An 18,852-nucleotide genomic window follows, 5' to 3' on the forward strand; every position below is an offset into this window, starting at 1 on the left:
CCGTGAAAAAGTCGGGCTGTCGGTTCCGTCTTAGGCGGACGGGTAGACGAAGCCCATGACGATGCCGATGAGGGCGAGCGCCTCACAGAAGGCGAAACCCATGATCTGGTTGGTACGGATCAGGCCGGCCGCCTCGGGCTGACGGGCGAGGGCCTGGGTGCCGTTACCGAAGATGATGCCGACGCCGACGCCGGGGCCGATGGCCGCGAGGCCGTAGCCGATGGAGGCGACGTTGCCGGTCACAGCGGCGAGGGTCTGGGACATGCCGGTTCTTCCTTCTCTTTCAAGGACCCGGTGGGGGTTGGCCACCGGACGACTGTTGGTTTGGGGGTGCTGCTGCCTGTCAGGGGCCGGCTCAGTGGTGCTCGGCGAGCGCGCCCTGGACGTAGCTGCAGGCCAGGAGCACGAAGACGTACGCCTGGACGGCCTGGATGAAGAGCTCGAAGCCGGTCATCACCACGACCATCACGAACGACGTACCGGCGTAGACGATGCCGATGCCGTTCAGCAGGTACCAGGAGGCCAGCGAGAACATCACGATGAGCAGGTGACCGGCGAACATGTTCGCGAACAGTCGGACCGCGTGCGTGAAGGGTCGGATGATCAGGTTCGAGAAGAACTCGAGGACCACGATGAGCGGCAGGATCGGGCCGAGGGACTTGTCCCAGCCGACGATGTTCTTCCAGCCGCCGACGAAGCCGTGCTTCTTGAAGGTCAGGGAGACCCAGAGCACGTAGACGATCAGGGCGAGCGCCGCGGGGAACGCGATCAGCGAGGTGACCGGGAACTGGGCAAGCGGAATGATCGACCAGAGGTTCAGGATCCACACGAAGAAGAACAGCGACACCATGAAGGGGACGTACTTCTCGCCGTCCTTCTTGCCGATGATCTCGTAGACGATGCCGCGGCGCACGAAGTCGTAGCCGGCCTCGCCGACCATCTGCATCTTGCCGGGGATCAGCTTGGGCTTGTTGAAGGCGGCCCAGAAGAACCCGACGACCACGATCGAACCCAGGACCGCGAGCAGCATGGGCTTCGTCAGCTCGAAGCCACCCCACGTCGCGATCGGCTCGTACATGAACGTGTGCAGGCCCGGCGCCGGGAAGCCACATCCGGTGAAGATGTGGCAATCCGGGTCGAAGGCAAGCGTCTGGTCAGCACTCACCGCGGGCTCCTTCAGCGTGGCGCATAGGTACGGCAACCTCGTTGTGTCGGCGCGGCACGCAGCCGCGGGTCGGCACTGGACTGGTCTTACGGATAAGGGGGCGGCGGTTCGGCATCGAGCCTCGCGCTGGGACAGGCGTCTCGGATGCCCGCGCCCGCAGTGCCGCAGTTGGCACCGGACGATAGCAGGAAGCCGAACGCGGCTTTATCCCGGCCCTACCCTTCACGACTTCGACCCCGTGTTCTCGGGGTCGACGTACATGATCTTGGCCTTCATGTAGGCCCGGGCCTGTGCGGCGACCCACACCACGGTCGCCGCGAGCAGGGTGAGGGCGAACGCCTTGAAGTCGAACACGGACGTGTTCTTCAGCAGGACGAGGAAGACGAAGAGGACCAGCAGCTGGGTCGTGTAGAGCAAGAGCCCCATCGCCTGGAAGAGCTGCGGGTACTTCTTCGCCGTCCGCTGCAGCACCACGAGCCCGATACCCATGAAGAGGATCACGACCAGAGTGCCGGCGACGGCGCCGAGCGCTCCCTTGCCACCGGCGATCACGCCACTGATGACCGTGGCGATCGCGCCGGCGGCAGCGGTGGGGATGGCGGCGTGCAGCAGGGTGCGGACGTCGTTGGACGGCATGGCGGTGTCTCCGCTTGATGGAGGGGCGATGGTGTCGTCATGGACGAGCGTAAGCCCGGTCCGAGGTGGGTCTCGGGGCCAACGGACCGTCGCACTACGGTCTTTCGGCACTGTCGCCGGGTCTCGTGAACCGTATCACAAACTATTTGAATAGGTCTTTACCCATAAGGTGTGCCAACTGTCACACATGAGAGTTACACCGCGCGTGTGTGCGCGACAGGACGACGCCTTGTCTGCTAAGGGCCGCCGATGCGGCTTTCGTCAACTCGGCGTTCCGGCCTTCCGCCGGTCGGTGAAGCGCGCGCGGTTGCCGATGGCGGTGGCTCCGTTGATGCCCGCGGGCACCGGAATCCGTTCCTCCGGCACCACGGCGGGCTCCGGAACGGCCTCCACGACGGGAACCCTCTTGCGCCGGCGGTAACGGGGCGGTACGACCGACTCGGCCCAGCGGGGGGCGCGCGGCGCGAACCGCGGCAGCAGGAGCAGCACCAGACCGATCGCGCTCAGCGCGACGACGCACAGGACGATCCACATCGACGCCGAGTGGACCGAGTAGGCCAGCGTCCCGAAGGCGATCAGCGCCGACCAGAAGTACATGATCAGCACCGCGCGGCTGTGCGAGTGCCCGATCTCTAGCAGCCGGTGGTGGAGGTGCCCGCGGTCGGCCGCGAACGGCGACTGGCCCTTCCAGGTGCGGCGCACGATCGCGAGGACCAGGTCCGCCATCGGGATCGCGATGATCGTCAGCGGCAGCAGGAGCGGGATGAAGACGGGCAGGGCGGCGTGGGTGGCCTGCCGGGTCGAACCCTCGAAGATCTTCAGCGCGTCCGGGTCGACCTGACCGGTGATCGAGATGGCCGAGGCCGCCAGGATCAGACCGATCAGCATGGAGCCCGAGTCGCCCATGAAGATCCGCGCCGGGTGCATGTTGTGCGGCAGGAAGCCCAGGCACATGCCCATGAGGATGACCGTGAAGAGCGTCGCGGGGGCGGCGGCCTCGATGGTGTAGCCGTACCAGAGGCGGTACGCGTACAGGAAGAAGGCGGCGGCGGCGATGCAGACCATCCCGGCGGCGAGACCGTCGAGACCGTCGACGAAGTTGACCGCGTTGATGGTGAGGACGACCAGGGCGACGGTCAGGAGCGTGCCCTGCCACGGTGTCAGCGAGACCACGCCGACACCCGGGATCGGCAGCCACAGGATCGTCAGACCCTGCGCGACCATCACGCCCGCCGAGATCATCTGCGCGCCCAGCTTGATCAGGGCGTCCAGCTCGAACTTGTCGTCCAGCACGCCGATCAGCCAGATCAGGGCGGCCCCGGAGAGCAGCGCCCGGGGCTCGTTGGAGAGCTCGAAGACGCTGTTCAGGTTCTGCAGGTGGTCGGCGACGAGGAGTCCCGCGCACAGCCCGAAGAACATGGCGATTCCACCGAGCCGCGGTGTCGGTTCTCGGTGTACGTCACGGGCGCGGATCTCCGGCATCGCCCCGGTCGCGATGGCGAACTTCCGCACCGGACCGGTGAGCAGATAGGTCACAGCGGCCGTGACACAGAGCGTCAGCAGGTAATCACGCACGGGCTGCCCCACAGGAATAGCTGGCCATCTCAGCCCCACACCCTAGCCGTGCCGTCCATGTGCTTGGAGACACCTGTACCCCGAGAACGGTTGCACGCGGACTTTCCCCGGTTCTCGCTCAGCGTCCATACGGGGGAAAACGCCCGGTCAGCGCCCGTACCTCCGCCCGTGCCCGAGCGGTCTCCGAGGCGTCGTCGCGCAGCGCGACGGTGAACAGCGCGGCGATCCGGGCCATCTCGGGGGCGCCCATGCCCTGGGTGGTGACGGCGGCCGTACCGAGCCGGATGCCGCGCCCCTCCCCGTACGGGAGGGCGCAGGTGTCGAGGACCATGCCGGCGGCGGCGAGCCGGGCGCGGGCGGTCCGTCCGTCGACGCCGAGGGGCGCGGGGTCGGCGGTGATGAGGTGGGTGTCGGTGCCGCCGGTGGTCAGCGCGAAGCCCTCGGCGGCGAGGGCGGCCGCGAGCACCCGGGCGTGCTCTACCACCTGATGGGCGTACGCGGTGAAGGCCGGGGTGGACGCCTCGCCGAAGGCCACCGCCTTCGCCGCGATCGTGTGCATCTGGGCGCCGCCCTGGGTGAACGGGAACACCGCCCGGTCGATCCGACCCGCGAGCTCCTCGCCGCAGAGGATCAGCCCGCCGCGCGGACCGCGCAGCACCTTGTGGGTGGTCGCGCAGACCACGTCGGCGTACGGGACGGGGTTGGGGGCCGCTCCCCCGGCGACCAGGCCGATGGGGTGGGCCGCGTCGGCGATCAGATAGGCGCCGACCTCGTCGGCGATCTCGCGGAAGACCGCGTAGTCGAGGTGGCGGGGGTACGAGATCGAGCCGCAGACGATCGCCTTGGGGCGGTGGTGGCGGGCGAGCGCGGCGACCTGCTCGTAGTCGACGAGCCCGGTCTCGGCGTCGACGCCGTACGGGACGAAGTCGAACCAGCGACCGGAGAAGTTGGCGGGCGAACCGTGCGTGAGGTGGCCGCCGTGCTCCAGGCCCATGGCCAGGACCGTGTCACCGGGCCTGAGAAGGGCCGCGTACGCCGCCAGGACGGCCGAGGAGCCCGAGTGGGACTGCACGTTCGCGTGGTCGGCTCCGAAGAGCGCGGTGGCCCGCTCCACGGCGATCCGCTCGGCGGCGTCGACGTACTCGCAGCCGCCGTGGTGCCGTGCGCCGGGATAGCCCTCGGCGTACTTGTTGGCGAGCGGGGAGCCGAGGGCCGCGAGGACGGCGGCCGAGGTGAAGTTCTCGGCGGCGATCAGCTGCAGACTGTCGGCCTGCCGCCGCACCTCACCGAGCAGCACGTCGGCGACCTCGGGGTCCTGTCGGCGCAGGACGTCGAGATCCTCATCGGGGGGCGCGGTGACCGGCATGTCCCCAATGTAGGCAGCCACCCCCCGGCCCGCCCGTCGAAGCTCAGTCGCGCGCCCGCACATCCGTCAGCGCCGTCACCACGGGGTCGAGCGCCTGGTTGATCTCGTCGCCGATCGAGCGGAAGAACGTGATGGGGGCGCCGTACGGGACCCGATCCCCGACGCACCCCTCGCACCACTCGGCCCCGAGGGGCCTCACGGGCATCGGGCCGCTGCGCCGGACTCCGTCCGCCGGACGGGTCACCCGGCAGACGTCAGTCGCGCGCCCGCACACCCGTCAGCGCCGTCACCACGGGGTCGAGCGCCTGGTTGATCTCGTCGCCGATCGAGCGGAAGAACGTGATGGGGGCGCCGTACGGGTCGTTGACCTCGTCCGCGTCCACCGAGGGGGCCAGGAGCCACCCGCGTAGAGCCGCCGCCGCGCGGACCAGGGCGCGGGCGCGTTCCACCATGCCCTCGTCGTGGGCGTCCGGGAGGGTGGCCGGGTCGATCGCGCGGACCAGGCGGGTGAACTCCTTCAGGGTGAAGGTGCGCAGACCCGCCGAGTGGCCCATGGAGATGACCTGCGCGCGGTGGTCGCGGGTCGCGGTGAGGACGAGGTCCGCGCGGATGACGTGCTCGTCGAGGAGCTCGCGCCCCACGAAGCCGCTGTAGTCCGCGCCGAAGTCGGCGAGGACGAGTTCCGCGTTGGCCTCCATCGGGGCGCCCTCGTGGCCCCAGGTGCCCGCGCTCTCCACGATCAGGCCGCCGCCGAGAGGGTCGCCGAGGCGGTCGCTCAGGGCATGGCGGGTCAGCCGCTCGGTGATCGGCGAGCGGCAGACGTTGCCGGTGCTGACGTGGAGGATGCGGAAGGTGCTGCTGTCGTCGAACCCCGCTATGCCACGCCCCTCAGGGGCGGTCAATGTGCCACCTCGAGGTCGGGTACGACCTTCCGGAGCTCCTCCGGCGAGAGCGCGCCCTCGCGCAGCAGCACCGGGACCTTGCCCGTGACGTCGACGATGGACGAGGGGACGATGCCGGGGGTCGGGCCGCCGTCGAGGTAGACGGAGACGGAGTCGCCGAGCATCTGCTGGGCGGCGTCGCAGTCCTCCGGCGACGGGTGGCCGGTGAGGTTGGCCGAGGAGACGGCCATCGGGCCGACCTCGGTGAGCAGCTCGATCGCGACCGGGTGCAGCGGCATGCGGATGGCGACGGTGCCCCGGGTGTCGCCGAGGTCCCACTGGAGGGACGGCTGGTGCTTGGCGACGAGGGTGAGGGCGCCGGGCCAGAAGGCGTCGACGAGCTCCCAGGCCTGCTCGGAGAAGTCCGTGACCAGGCCGTGGAGGGTGTTCGGGGAGCCGATGAGCACGGGCGTGGGCATGTTGCGGCCCCGGCCCTTGGCGGCGAGCAGATCCGCCACGGCCTCGCTGCTGAAGGCGTCCGCCCCGATCCCGTACACGGTGTCGGTGGGCAGCACGACCAGCTCGCCCCGGCGGACGGCGGACGCGGCCTCGCGCAGACCTGTCACACGGTCGGTCGCCTCGTTGCAGTCGTATCGCCGTGCCATCAGTTCCCGGCCTCCTCGTACACGTCGTTCGTCATGGCGGTCATGACAGTCATGGCATTGCCTTGCGGGCGGTCGCGAAGCGCGGCCGGTTGTTCAGGTCCGGGTGGTCGGCGGCGTCGGCCCAGCCGGCCTCTTCGTTGAAGATCCACGGCACCTGCCCGCCCTGGGTGTCCGCGTGCTCGATGACGACGAGGCCGCCGGGGCGCAGCAGCCGGTGGGCGGTGCGCTCGATGCCACGGATGGTGTCGAGGCCGTCCTCGCCGGAGAAGAGGGCCATCTGCGGGTCGTGGTCGCGGGCCTCGGGGGCGACGTACTCCCACTCGGTGAGCGGGATGTACGGCGGGTTGGAGATGACCAGGTCGACCTGGCCGTCCAGCTCGGGGAGGGCGCTGAGCGCGTTCCCCTGGTGGACGGTGACGCGGGAGCCCTCGGCGTTCCTCCGGGTCCACACGAGGGCGTCGTCGGAGAGCTCCACGGCGTGCACGCGCGAGCGCGGCACCTCCTGGGCCATGGCGAGGGCGATGGCGCCGGAGCCGGTGCAGAGGTCGACGATGAGGGGTTCGACGACGTCCATGGCGCGGACGGCGTCTATGGCCCAGCCGACGACCGACTCGGTCTCCGGCCGGGGCACGAAGACCCCGGGTCCGACCTGGAGCTCCAGGTACCGGAAGAACGCCCGCCCGGTGATGTGCTGGAGGGGTTCGCGGGCCTCGCGGCGGGCGACCGTCTCCCAGTAGCGGGCGTCGAAGTCCGCGTCCTTGACGTTGTGCAGCTCCCCCCGCTTGACGCCGTGCACGAACGCGGCGAGCTCCTCGGCGTCGAAACGCGGTGAGGGAACGCCGGCGTCGGCCAGCCGCTGGGTGGCCTGGGCCACCTCGGCAAGCAGCAGGTTCACGCTGGTCCTCCGTGGTGCGGGGGTGGGGCTTGGGGAACTTACGCCACTGGGGCCGCTTACGCCGCGGCGAGCTTCGCGGCCGAGTCGGCGTCGACGCACGCCTGGATCATGGAGTCGAGGTCACCGTCGAGCACCTGGTCGAGGTTGTACGCCTTGAATCCGACGCGGTGGTCCGAGATCCGGTTCTCCGGGAAGTTGTACGTACGGATCTTCTCGGACCGGTCGACGGTTCGGACCTGGCTGCGGCGGGCGTCGGCGGCCTTGGACTCGGCCTCCTCCTGCGCGGCGGCGAGGAGCCGGGACCGCAGGATGCGCATGGCCTGCTCCTTGTTCTGGAGCTGGCTCTTCTCGTTCTGGCAGGAGGCGACGATGCCGGTCGGCAGGTGGGTGATGCGGACGGCGGAGTCGGTGGTGTTGACCGACTGGCCGCCGGGGCCGGACGAGCGGTAGACGTCGATCCGCAGGTCGTTGGCGTGGACCTCGACCTCGACCTCCTCGGCCTCGGGCGTGACGAGCACGCCGGCGGCGGAGGTGTGGATGCGGCCGGCCGACTCGGTCGCGGGCACGCGCTGCACGCGGTGCACGCCGCCCTCGTACTTGAGGCGGGCCCAGACGCCCTGGCCGGGCTCGGTGGCGCCGTTGCCGCCCTTGGTCTTCACGGCGACCTGGACGTCCTTGTAGCCGCCCAGCTCGGACTCGGTGGCGTCGATGATCTCGGTCTTCCAGCCGACGCGCTCGGCGTACCGGAGGTACATCCGGAGCAGGTCGCCGGCGAAGAGGGCGGACTCGTCGCCGCCCGCGCCCGCCTTGATCTCCAGGATGACGTCCTTGTCGTCGCTGGGGTCGCGCGGGACGAGCAGCAGGCGGAGCCTGTCGGTGAGCTCCTCGCGCTCCCTCTCCAGCTGCTTGACCTCGGCGGCGAAGTCGGGGTCGTCGTGCGCGAACTCGCGGGCGGTCTCGATGTCGTCACCGGTCCGCTTCCAGGCCCGGTAGGTGGCGACGATCGGGGTCAGCTCGGCGTAGCGCTTGCTGAGCTTGCGCGCGTTCGCCTGATCGGCGTGGACCGAGGGGTCCGCGAGCTTCGTCTCCAGGTCGGCGTGCTCGCCGACCAGTTCCTCGACCGCCTCGAACATCGGGGGCTCCTGGGGTTTTCGTCAGTTGCTACGGGGACGGCAAAGCGCCGGTCCCGGTCACCCGCGCGGGGCGACCGTGGACCGGCGCAGGGGCTCGCTACTTGGAGCCGGCGGCCTTGCCGAAGCGGGCCTCGAAGCGGGCGACGCGGCCGCCGGTGTCGAGGATCTTCTGCTTGCCCGTGTAGAACGGGTGGCACTCGGAGCAGACCTCGGCACGGATGGCGCCGTCGGTCAGGGTGCTCCGGGTGGTGAACGACGCGCCACAGGTGCAGCTGACCTGGGTCTCGACGTACTCGGGGTGGATCTCGCGCTTCAAGGTGTCTCCTAGTTTCGGGAGGGCTCCGGGTCGCCGCCGCGGATTGCGGCAGACGTGAACCGGGGCCGACGTACCAGTCTGCCAGGACCGGCCGTATCTCCCAAAACCGGGGTCGGGCCGCAGGTATTCCCTGGCGTTCCGTGACGGTTCGCGACCGTGGCCGGGCGGCTACTTCACGACACCGTCGGCCTTGCCGGTGGCCGCGTCCTTCGTCGCCGACGCGGGGATCGGCAGGTCCTTCCTCAGGGCCGTCCAGACCTGCCGCGACTGGGCTTCGAGGGGGATGACGCGGTTGGGGTCCCGGGGGTCGTACTCGACGGGCAGGGTGACCATGTGGACGCTCTGGGCGCCGATGCCGGAGAGGCCCTTGGCGAAGCCCATGAGCTCCTGGACCGAGTCGAGTTCGGAGTCGGGGGTGATGGCCTTGGTGGCGGCGTCGGCGAGGCCGAGGAGCTTCTTCGGGTTGGTGAGGACGCCGACGTCCTTGACCTGGTCGATGAAGGCCTTCATGAAGGCCTGCTGGAGCTGGATGCGGCCGAGGTCGCTGCCGTCGCCGACGCTCTTGCGGGTGCGGACGAGGCCGAGGGACTGCTCGCCGTCGAGGGTGTGGGTGCCCGGTGCGAGGTCGAGGTGGCTCTTGCTGTCCTTGATGGCGGCGGTGGTGGTGATCTCCACACCGCCGAGTTCGTCGATGAGCTTCTTGAAGCCGGTGAAGTCGACCTCGATGTAGTGGTCCATGCGGATGCCGGACATCGACTCGACGGTCTTGACGGCGCAGGCGGGGCCGCCGGCCTCGTACGCGGTGTTGAACATGGCCCGTCGCTCGGCGGCGACGGTGGTGCCCCGCTGGTCGGTGCAGGCCGGCCGGTCGACGAGGGTGTCGCGGGGTACGGAGACGACGCTGGCCTTCTTGCGGCCCTCGTGGACGTGGACGACCATCGCGGTGTCGGAGCGGGCGCCGCCCTCGTCCTGTCCGTAGGCGCCGTTGTCGCCGGAGCGGGAGTCGGAGCCGAGGACGAGGATGTCCATGGACCCGTCGTCGACGTCGTCGGGGCGGTCAACGCCCAGCTGGGCGTTGATGTCGACGCCCTCGATGTTGCCGTCGAGCTTGACGTACACGTATCCGAGTCCGGCGCCGCCGAGCACCAGGACGGCTGCGGCCCCGGACGCCAGGATCGCCGTTCGGCGGCTGCGCTTGGCGGCGGGCTTGCGGCGGCGGCCGCTTCCCGCGCCGCCTATTCGGCCGCTCTTGCTCTGCTCGGTCATCGTCTTCCCTCGGCCCTCGGTTTCACCATGTGTGACGGCGAAGCACCCGAAAGGGTTGCATACGGACCTGTGAGGTTTGGGTGAGCACAGCACCGCGCCCACCGTGCGGGGCACGGTGGGCGCGGTGTTTACGCAGGTCACGACAGGGTTACGGACGCGGGGTCCGCCTTCCGTCGTGTGACGCGGCTCTCGCGTCAGTCGTTGCTGTTCCCTCCAGGGGTGGTCTTCTGGATCTGGAGGAGGAACTCGCCGTTCGACTTCGTCTGCTTCATCTTGTCGAGCAGCAGCTCGATCGCCTGCTGCTGGTCGAGCGCGTGCAGCACGCGACGCAGCTTCCAGGTGACGGCGAGCTCGTCGGCGCCGAGCAGGATCTCTTCCTTGCGCGTACCCGAGGCGTCGACGTCGACGGCCGGGAAGATGCGCTTGTCGGCGAGCTTCCGGTCGAGCTTGAGCTCCATGTTGCCGGTGCCCTTGAACTCCTCGAAGATCACCTCGTCCATGCGCGAACCGGTGTCGACGAGCGCGGTCGCGAGGATGGTCAGCGAGCCGCCGTCCTCGATGTTGCGCGCGGCACCGAAGAAGCGCTTCGGCGGGTAGAGCGCGGTCGAGTCGACACCACCGGACAGGATGCGGCCGGAGGCCGGCGCCGCGAGGTTGTACGCGCGGCCCAGGCGGGTGATCGAGTCGAGCAGGACGACCACGTCGTGACCCAGCTCCACGAGACGCTTGGCGCGCTCGATGGCCAGCTCGGCGACGGTGGTGTGGTCCTCGGCCGGACGGTCGAAGGTCGAGGAGATGACCTCGCCCTTGACCGACCTCTGCATGTCGGTGACCTCTTCCGGACGCTCGTCGACCAGGACGACCATCAGGTGGCACTCGGGGTTGTTGACCGTGATCGCGTTGGCGATCGCCTGCATGATCATGGTCTTGCCGGTCTTCGGCGGGGCCACGATCAGACCGCGCTGGCCCTTGCCGATCGGCGCGACGAGGTCGATGATCCGAGTCGTCAGGACGCCCGGGTCGGTCTCCAGTCGGAGCCGGTCCTGCGGGTAGAGCGGGGTCAGCTTGTTGAACTCGGGGCGGCCGCGGCCGGAGTCGGCGGCCATGCCGTTCGCCGAGTCGAGGCGGACCAGCGCGTTGAACTTCTCGCGGCGCTCGCCGTCCTTCGGCTGACGCACGGCGCCGGTGACGTGGTCACCCTTGCGCAGACCGTTCTTGCGGACCTGGGCGAGGGAGACGTACACGTCGTTCGGACCGGGCAGGTAGCCCGAGGTCCGGATGAACGCGTAGTTGTCGAGGATGTCGAGGATGCCCGCGACGGGGATCAGGACGTCGTCGTCGGCCACCTGCGGCTCGCCGGCCTGGAAGTCGTCACGGCCACGGCGCCCACGACGGTCGCGGTAACGGCCCCGACGCCCGCGGCGGCCGCCGGCCTCGTCGTCGTAGTCGTCCTGCGGACCGGCCTGCTGGCCGCCCTGCTGGCCCTGGCTCTGGACCTGCTGGCCCTGGCCCTGGCTCTGGCCGCCCTGGCGCTGGCGCTGGCCGCCCTGGCCACCGCCCTGCTGCTCGTCGCCCTTGCCGCGGTCGCGCTGACGGTCCCGGCGCTCACGGCGCTCGCCGCGCTCCCCACGCTCGCCCCGCTCGCCGCGGTCACGGCGGCCACGGCCCTCGGCGCCGTCGACGGCGGCCTCGGCCTTGGTGTCGGTGCCCGCGTCGGTCTTGACCTCGGTACGGGCCTCGGTCCTGACGACCTGCGCGGCCTCGGCCTTGGTCTCGCCCTCCGGCGAACCGGCGGGGGCGGTGGCACGGCGACGACGACGCTCGCCCGCGGGCTGGTCGTCGGAGGCCGGCTGGCCCGGGATGTCGATCTGCTGCTGGGCGACGGCCTTCTCGGCCTTCTCCGCCTTGGGCTCGGCGGCCTCGGCAGCGGTCTCACCCGTACGGGTCTTGGAGGTGGCGCGGCGCTTCGGCTTGGTCTCGACGGCGTCGGAGGCCTTGGCGGGGGCGGCGGAGCCTCCACCGGCCTGCGCCTCCTTGATGACCTCGATCAGCTGGCTCTTGCGCATACGCGCGGTGCCCCTGATGCCGAGGCCCGACGCGACCTGCTGCAGCTCGGCCAGGACCATGCCCTCGAGGCCGGTGCCGGAGCGGCGGCGCCGTGCGGTGCCGCCGGTGGCAGCACCTGCGGCGGGCGCGGCGGCGTCGACACTGCTGTCGGCAGTCACGCCCATCAGATCGGTGGTGTCGCTCACGAAGGGTCCTTCCCTGGAGCGGACGTCGGCCATCTGGCTCGGCGACCGGTTGTGCTGTCCGGCAGCGGTCCCGTGTGGGTGGACCGTGTCCGGGGCGGTGGTCCCGCCGGGTACGGCGGAGAGAAACGTGCTGGGTCCGGCCCGAGCGCCCCCTGCTCGGCCCTCACTGGAAAGAAGAGCGAGGGGTGTCGTGCCGGTTCCGGAGCGTGCTCGAAACTGCACAGGCAGGCTGCTCAGGCAGTTGGGGAGGCTCTCGGAAGAATCGGTGGTCCCTGAGGGGGACACTCAGCACCGCGCCACAAAGGCGCCGGGTGCTGTCTTGAGGTTAACACTACCGGCTCCGACAAACATTCCCCCTCTCCCTCACCGGCAATCTCCTGTCCCGGACGCTGCCCGGCGTCCGGCCGCCGCGCGCCTAGGGCGCGAGCGGAAGGACGCTCGCTCCGGACGCGTCGAGGTCGAGCCGGTTCGCGGCCCAGCCCTCGCCCGCCAGTCGGGTGACCTTGTCGGCCGTCCCGTGTTCGGCCAGCGCGAGCACGGTGGGGCCGGCGCCGGAGATGACCGCGGGGACGCCGTCCGCCCGCAGCCGATTCACCAGGGCGATGCTGTCCGGCATCGCGGGCGCCCGGTACTCCTGGTGCAGCCGGTCCTCGGTGGCCGCGAGCAGCAGCTCGGGGCGGCGGGTCAGGGCCTCGACGAGGAGGGCGGCGCGCCCGGCGTTGGCCGCGGCGTCCACGTGGGGGACGGTGCGCGGCAGGAGTCCGCGGGCGGTCTCGGTCAGTACGGGCTTCCCGGGGACGAACACCACGGGAGCGATGGAGTCCGAGGGATCCATCCTGATCGCCCGCGCGGCGCCGGACTCGGTCCAGGCGAGCGTGAATCCGCCGAGGAGACAGGCGGCGACGTTGTCGGGGTGGCCCTCGATCTCGGTGGCCAGCTCCAGGAGGGCGGCCTCGTCGAGCCTGGCGTCGCCGCCTATGGTCACGGCGCGGGCGGCGACGATGCCGGCGCAGATGGCGGCGGAGGAGGAGCCGAGGCCGCGGCCGTGCGGGATGCGGTTGGCGCAGACGACCTCGAGGCCGCGCGGCTGCCCGCCGAGCAGGTCGAAGGCCGTGCGCAGGGAGCGTACGAGCAGGTGGCTCTCGTCGCGCGGGAGCGTCTCGGCCCCCTCGCCGGCGATGTCGACGTGCAGCCCGGAGTCGGCGACACGGACGACGACGTCGTCGTAGAGACCCAGCGACAGGCCGAAGGCGTCGAAGCCCGGACCGAGATTGGCGCTGGTGGCGGGGACGCGCACCCGTACGGCGGCGGCGCGGAACGCGGGACCGGCCATCGCTCGATGACTCTCCTTGATTGCGACAACGGGTAGTTCAAGAGAAGTACTCGGAAACCCGGGGTCCGTTTCGGCCACGGAGGCGACAACGGCAACAACACCGCGCATATGCGTCGGGGCGGGTTCGGTACAGCCTATCGAAGGAAGGTTCTGCCGCGACATAGGGCGCACAGGAGGCGCACGATGCGTGTCGCGAGCCAACCTGTGCGCCTATGTACGTTCCTGATCGGGTTTCGATCAGTGCGCTTCCCCGCGCGGGGAACGGGTGCCGCTCCTCGCGCGGGGGGTGGGATCAGGCCAGGCCGAGCCGCTCGGCGGCGGCGGCCGCGTCGACCGGGACGGTGACCGGCTGCGGCGCGCCGGCGACGGCCCAGTCGGGGTCCTTGAGCCCGTTGCCGGTGACCGTGCAGACGATCGTCTGGCCGGGGTCGACCTTGCCCTGCTCGGCGGCCTTCAGCAGACCGGCGACCGAGGCGGCCGAGGCGGGCTCGACGAAGACACCCTCCTGGGCGGCCAACAGGCGGTAGGCGCGCAGGATCTCACGGTCCGTCACCTCGTCGATGAAGCCGCCCGACTCGTCGCGCGCGGCGATCGCGTAGTCCCACGAGGCCGGGTTGCCGATGCGGATCGCGGTGGCGATCGTCGACGGGTCCTTGACGATCTCGCCGCGTACCAGCGGGGCGGAACCGGAGGCCTGGAAGCCCCACATGCGCGGGGTGCGGCTCGCCAGCTTGTCGGCGGCGTACTCGCGGTACCCCTTCCAGTACGCCGTGATGTTGCCGGCGTTGCCCACGGGGAGGACGTGGATGTCGGGCGCGTCGCCCAGCATGTCCACGATCTCGAACGCAGCGGTCTTCTGGCCCTCGATGCGGACCGGGTTGACCGAATTGACCAGCGCCACCGGGTAGTTCTCGGAGAGACTGCGGGCCAGGGTCAGGCAGTCGTCGAAGTTGCCGTCGACCTGGAGGATCTTCGCGCCGTGCACGAGGGCCTGGCCCATCTTGCCGAGGGCGATCTTGCCCTGCGGCACGAGGACGGCCGACACCATTCCGGCGCGTACCGCGTAGGCCGCGGCCGAGGCGGAGGTGTTGCCGGTGGAGGCGCAGATGACGGCCTGCGCCCCCTCCTCCTTGGCCTTGGAGATGGCCATGGTCATGCCCCGGTCCTTGAACGAGCCGGTGGGGTTGGCGCCCTCGACCTTGAGGTGCACCTCGCAGCCCGTGCGCTCGGAGAGGACCTGAGCGGGTACGAGCGGCGTGCCGCCCTCACGGAGCGTGACGACCGGCGTCGTGTCCGTGACCGGAAGGCGGTCCCGGTATTCCTCGATGATGCCGCGCCACTGGTGGGTGCCCTTGTGGGTCATGGGTCCTTACTCCCCTTCAACACGCATGATGCTGGCGACACCGCGCACGGTGTCGAGCTTGCGCAGCGCCTCGACAGTCCCCGAAAGGGCTGCGTCGGGCGCGCGGTGGGTGACGACGACGAGGGAGGCCTCGCCGAATCCGTCTTGGCGGCCTTGCTGGCGCACCGTGTCGATGGATACGCCGTGCTCGGCGAAGACCGTCGCTACCTGGGCGAGGACGCCCGGCTTGTCGGCCACGTCGAGGCTGATGTGGTACCGCGTCACGACCTCGCCCATGGAGCTCACGGGCAGCTGGGTGTACGCGGACTCGCCGGGACCGGTGGTCCCGTCGAGCTTGTTCCGGCAGACGGCGACGAGGTCGCCGAGGACGGCCGAGGCGGTCGGAGCGCCACCGGCGCCGGGGCCGTAGAACATGAGCTGCCCGGCCGCGTCCGCCTCGACGAAGACCGCGTTGTACGCCTCGCGGACGGAGGCGAGCGGGTGGCTGAGCGGGATCATCGCGGGGTGCACGCGCGCGGTGACCGAGCCGCCGTCGGCGGCGCGCTCGCAGATGGCGAGCAGCTTGATGGTGCAGCCCATCCGCTTGGCGGAGGCGAAGTCGGCGGCGGTGACCTCGGTCATGCCCTCGCGGTAGACGTCGTCGAGGCGCACGCGCGTGTGGAAGGCGATCCCGGCGAGGATGGCGGCCTTGGCGGCGGCGTCGAAGCCCTCGACGTCGGCGGTCGGGTCGGCCTCGGCGTACCCGAGGGCGGTGGCCTCGTCGAGCGCCTCGGAGTACCCGGCGCCGGAGCTGTCCATCTTGTCGAGGATGAAGTTCGTCGTTCCGTTGACGATGCCCATCACGCGGTTGATCTTGTCGCCGGCGAGGGACTCGCGCAGCGGCCTGATCAGCGGGATCGCGCCGGCGACGGCGGCCTCGTAGTAGAGGTCCTGGCCGTGCTCCTCGGCGGCGGCGTAGAGGCTCGCGCCGTCCTGGGCGAGGAGCGCCTTGTTCGCCGAGACGACGGAGGCGCCGTGCTCGAAGGCGGTGGTGATGAGGGTGCGGGCCGGCTCGACCCCGCCGATGACCTCGACGATGACGTCGATGTCCCCCCGTTTGACGAGGGCGGTGGCGTCGGTGGTGATCAGCTCGGGCGCGATGCCCTCGCGGACCTTGTCCGGGCGGCGGACCGCCACGCCGGCGAGCTCGACCGGGGCGCCGATGCGCGCGGCGAGGTCGTCGGCGTGCGTCGTCATGATGCGCGCCACCTCTGAGCCGACCACTCCACAGCCCAGCAGCGCCACCTTCAGCGGACGCGTACGCATCATCCGACCTCTTTCTCGTCCTACTTCGTATCTCTACGGTCGTATCTCTACGGTGGAACCAGTCTCACTCACCGGACGGGGGTTTCCGCCCCTCGTCCGGATCCTGAGACATCTATTTCATCACTCGACTATTTCATCATCCGACGTCGAGGCGCAGGAGATCTTCCTCCGTCTCGCGCCGCACGATCACCCTCGCCTCGCCGTCGCGGACGGCGACGACGGGCGGCCGGAGCGCGTGGTTGTAGTTGCTGGCCATGGAGCGGCAGTACGCGCCGGTGGCCGGCACGGCGATGAGGTCGCCGGGCGCCAGGTCGGCGGGGAGGAACGCGTCCCGTACGACGATGTCACCGCTCTCGCAGTGCTTGCCGACCACCCGGGAGAGCATGGGCGCGGCGTCGCTGGTCCGCGAGACGAGGCTGACGCTGTACTCGGCGTCGTACAGGGCGGTGCGGATGTTGTCCGACATGCCGCCGTCGACGCTGACGTACGTCCGCAGGCCTTCGAGCGGCTTGATCGTGCCGACCCGGTAGAGGGTGAAGGCGGTGGGCCCGACGATGGCCCGCCCGGGCTCGACGGAGATACGAGGGGTACGGAGCCCGGCGGCCTCGCACTCCCGCGCCACGATCTCGTGGAGCGCCTTCGCGATCTCGTGCGGCTCGCGCGGGTCGTCGTCCGAGGTGTACGCGATGCCGAGCCCGCCGCCGAGGTCGATCTCGGGCAGCTCGACGCCGTGCTCGTCCCGCACCTCGGCGAGGAGCTGGACGACGCGCCGCGCGGAGACCTCGAACCCGGCCATGTCGAAGATCTGCGACCCGATGTGCGAGTGGATGCCGATGAGCTCGAGGCCGTCGAGCTTCAGGGCCCTGCGCACGGCCTCGGCGGCCTGGCCGCCGGCGAGCGCGACGCCGAACTTCTGGTCCTCGTGGGCGGTGGCGATGAACTCGTGCGTATGGGCCTCGACGCCGACGGTCACCCGGATCTGCACGGGCTGGCGGCGGCCGAGGGACTCGGCGACGTGGGCGACGCGGACGATCTCCTGGAAGGAGTCGAGCACGATGCGCCCGACCCCGGCCTCGACGGCCGTACGGATCTCGTCCTCGCTCTTGTTGTTGCCGTGGAAGGCGATGCGCTCGGCCGGCATCCCGGCGGAGAGGGCGGTGGTGAGCTCCCCGCCGGAGCACACGTCGAGGTTCAGCCCCTCTTCCTTGAGCCACCGCACGACGGCACGCGAGAGGAACGCCTTCCCCGCGTAGAAGACGTCGGCGTCCTTGCCGAAGGCCTCGGCCCAGGCGCGGCAGCGGGCGCGGAAGTCGGCCTCGTCGAGGAAGTAGGCGGGGGTCCCGAACTCCTCGGCGAGGTCGGTCACGCTCAGCCCGCCGACGGTGACGACGCCGCGCTCGTCCCTCTCGACGGTCCGGGACCACACCTTGGGGTCGAGGACGTTGAGGTCGGCGGGCGGCGCCGAGTAGTGGCCCTCGGGGAGGACGTCGGCGTGACGGGGCCCTGCGGGGTGGGCGGAACGGCTCATGTCTGTTCTTCTGCTCTCTCAGATCCGGTCGGGTGCGCTGATGCCGAGCACGGAGAGGCCACCGGCGAGCACCGTCCCGGCGGCTTCGGCGAGCGCCAGCCGGGAACGGTGGGCGGCCGAGGGTTTCTCGTCGCCGAGCGGCAGAACGGTGTGCTGGAACGCGAGCAGCGCGTCGGCGGTGGCCTCCAGATGCCGGGCGACCCGGTCGGGGGCGCGGTGGCGGGCGGCGGCCAGAAGGACGCGGGGGTGGTCGCCGAGGAGGCCGAGGAGTTCGGGTGCGTCGACGGGGGTCTCGTACGCGGGACCGAAGCCGAGCCGCGCCGCGTTGGCGAGCAGCCTGCGGACCCGGGAGTGCGCGTACCGGACGCGGAAGAGCGGGTTGCGCTCGTGCTGGACGAGGAGGGGCGCCCCGTCGAGGGGCCGGTCCTGCGGCGCGGGCCGGAGCAGGGCCCACCGGGCGGCGTCGACACCGAGCACCTCGGGCCGGTACTCCCCCGGCCGCACATGAACCCGCTCGTCGCCACCGAACCCGGCGTCGGCCCCCTGCCCCCGAAGCAGTCGAACGACGGTCGCGGTGACGATCAGGGCCCGCGACTCTGTCAGGTCGGCTGGGCGGAGGGTGCGGGCGGTGCGGGCCGTTCGGGCCGTGCGGGCCGTTCCGGCCGGAGCGCCCGGGCCACTGAGGTCACTCGGCTCACCGACGTCACTCTGCTCACCGAGGCCACCCGGGCGGGCAAGGTCACCGGGGCCGGCGAAGCGGACGGGCGCGGTCCCGGCGAGGGCGGTGCTGCTCCCGTACGCGCTCCCGGCCTCGCGGATCGCGCGCACGAGCTCGGCACCGGCCTCGCGGCGGAGGGTGAAGTTCAGGAATCCGGGCCCGGTGATCTCGACGCCCCGGAGCCCCGGGGCGTCACGGAGGCGTTCCCGAAGGATCCCGGCCACGTCGAGGGCGGTGCGCCCGGCGGGCCGCGCGAGGGTGAGGGCGATGTTGCTGGCGTACTCCCCGACCCCGCCGGGGCGGGCCCGCTCGACCTTGACGACCGGGGGTACGTCGACCCGCAGCGCACCGTCGTCGACCGCGCGGCGCACGGCGTGCAGCACGGTGAGGGAGAGGTCCGCGGGGGTCACGGGACAAGCGTAGGGGAGGAGGGGGGGCGGAAAGCGAACCGGTTT

At 70.7% G+C, this 18,852-nt stretch carries 17 protein-coding genes and 1 pseudogene; all 18 read right to left on the minus strand.

What is annotated here, in order from left to right:
• Nucleotides 1-30 precede the first annotated feature (30 nt).
• The 18 genes and pseudogenes from atpE to nrtL all read right to left on the minus strand — a co-directional run bounded on the left by atpE (nt 31) and on the right by nrtL (nt 18,807).
• Complete coding sequence (atpE, locus tag ACRRSS_RS29045; protein ID WP_030553531.1) at nt 31-264, minus strand: ATP synthase F0 subunit C; 234 nt, start codon at nt 262-264, stop codon at nt 31-33.
• A gap of 91 nt (nt 265-355) precedes the next feature.
• The gene (gene atpB, locus ACRRSS_RS29050; protein WP_351895621.1) at nt 356-1,165 is read right to left on the minus strand and encodes a F0F1 ATP synthase subunit A; all 810 of its coding nucleotides are present in this window, start codon (nt 1,163-1,165) and stop codon (nt 356-358) included.
• Between the two features lie 222 nt (nt 1,166-1,387).
• Nucleotides 1,388-1,801, minus strand: a complete 414-nt coding sequence (locus tag ACRRSS_RS29055; protein ID WP_435974016.1) for a hypothetical protein — start codon at nt 1,799-1,801, stop codon at nt 1,388-1,390.
• Nucleotides 1,802-2,062: 261 nt separating this feature from the next.
• Complete coding sequence (locus tag ACRRSS_RS29060; protein WP_435974017.1) at nt 2,063-3,376, minus strand: MraY family glycosyltransferase; 1,314 nt, start codon at nt 3,374-3,376, stop codon at nt 2,063-2,065.
• 118 nt (nt 3,377-3,494) lie between these two features.
• Nucleotides 3,495-4,742 (minus strand): serine hydroxymethyltransferase, encoded by a 1,248-nt coding sequence (glyA, locus tag ACRRSS_RS29065; protein WP_435974018.1) that lies wholly within the window; start codon nt 4,740-4,742, stop codon nt 3,495-3,497.
• Between the two features lie 43 nt (nt 4,743-4,785).
• Nucleotides 4,786-4,890: pseudogene (locus tag ACRRSS_RS29070) on the minus strand (protein-tyrosine-phosphatase); the annotation flags it as partial.
• 106 nt (nt 4,891-4,996) lie between these two features.
• Nucleotides 4,997-5,644, minus strand: a complete 648-nt coding sequence (locus ACRRSS_RS29075; RefSeq protein ID WP_351895612.1) for a protein-tyrosine-phosphatase — start codon at nt 5,642-5,644, stop codon at nt 4,997-4,999.
• Entirely contained in the window at nt 5,641-6,288 is a 648-nt protein-coding gene (locus tag ACRRSS_RS29080) for an L-threonylcarbamoyladenylate synthase (RefSeq protein ID WP_351895610.1), read from the minus strand. The genes ACRRSS_RS29075 and ACRRSS_RS29080 overlap by 4 nt, the downstream gene beginning before the upstream one ends.
• A 49-nt stretch (nt 6,289-6,337) precedes the next feature.
• Nucleotides 6,338-7,183: a peptide chain release factor N(5)-glutamine methyltransferase gene (prmC, locus tag ACRRSS_RS29085; RefSeq protein WP_435974019.1), complete on the minus strand. Its 846-nt coding sequence runs from the start codon at nt 7,181-7,183 to the stop codon at nt 6,338-6,340.
• Between the two features lie 56 nt (nt 7,184-7,239).
• Nucleotides 7,240-8,316 (minus strand): peptide chain release factor 1, encoded by a 1,077-nt coding sequence (gene prfA, locus ACRRSS_RS29090; RefSeq protein ID WP_435974020.1) that lies wholly within the window; start codon nt 8,314-8,316, stop codon nt 7,240-7,242.
• 97 nt (nt 8,317-8,413) lie between these two features.
• Nucleotides 8,414-8,632 (minus strand): 50S ribosomal protein L31, encoded by a 219-nt coding sequence (gene rpmE, locus ACRRSS_RS29095; RefSeq protein ID WP_435974021.1) that lies wholly within the window; start codon nt 8,630-8,632, stop codon nt 8,414-8,416.
• Between the two features lie 168 nt (nt 8,633-8,800).
• A complete protein-coding gene (locus ACRRSS_RS29100; protein WP_435974022.1) occupies nt 8,801-9,898 on the minus strand; it encodes an LCP family glycopolymer transferase in 1,098 nt (365 codons plus the stop codon).
• Between the two features lie 194 nt (nt 9,899-10,092).
• Nucleotides 10,093-12,150: a transcription termination factor Rho gene (gene rho / locus ACRRSS_RS29105; protein ID WP_435974023.1), complete on the minus strand. Its 2,058-nt coding sequence runs from the start codon at nt 12,148-12,150 to the stop codon at nt 10,093-10,095.
• Between the two features lie 415 nt (nt 12,151-12,565).
• Nucleotides 12,566-13,483, minus strand: a complete 918-nt coding sequence (gene thrB / locus ACRRSS_RS29110; RefSeq protein ID WP_435974024.1) for a homoserine kinase — start codon at nt 13,481-13,483, stop codon at nt 12,566-12,568.
• 292 nt (nt 13,484-13,775) lie between these two features.
• Nucleotides 13,776-14,846: a threonine synthase gene (gene thrC / locus ACRRSS_RS29115; protein WP_435974025.1), complete on the minus strand. Its 1,071-nt coding sequence runs from the start codon at nt 14,844-14,846 to the stop codon at nt 13,776-13,778.
• A gap of 6 nt (nt 14,847-14,852) precedes the next feature.
• The gene (locus ACRRSS_RS29120) at nt 14,853-16,151 is read right to left on the minus strand and encodes a homoserine dehydrogenase (protein WP_435975452.1); all 1,299 of its coding nucleotides are present in this window, start codon (nt 16,149-16,151) and stop codon (nt 14,853-14,855) included.
• A 136-nt stretch (nt 16,152-16,287) separates the two neighbouring features.
• Complete coding sequence (gene lysA, locus ACRRSS_RS29125) at nt 16,288-17,679, minus strand: diaminopimelate decarboxylase (RefSeq protein ID WP_435974026.1); 1,392 nt, start codon at nt 17,677-17,679, stop codon at nt 16,288-16,290.
• 18 nt (nt 17,680-17,697) lie between these two features.
• Nucleotides 17,698-18,807, minus strand: coding sequence for an ArgS-related anticodon-binding protein NrtL (gene nrtL, locus ACRRSS_RS29130; RefSeq protein ID WP_435974027.1), 1,110 nt, complete (start codon nt 18,805-18,807; stop codon nt 17,698-17,700).
• Nucleotides 18,808-18,852: the final 45 nt, after the last annotated feature.

This window comes from Streptomyces sp. Qhu_M48 (assembly GCF_051305195.1).
GTDB lineage: Bacteria > Actinomycetota > Actinomycetes > Streptomycetales > Streptomycetaceae > Streptomyces.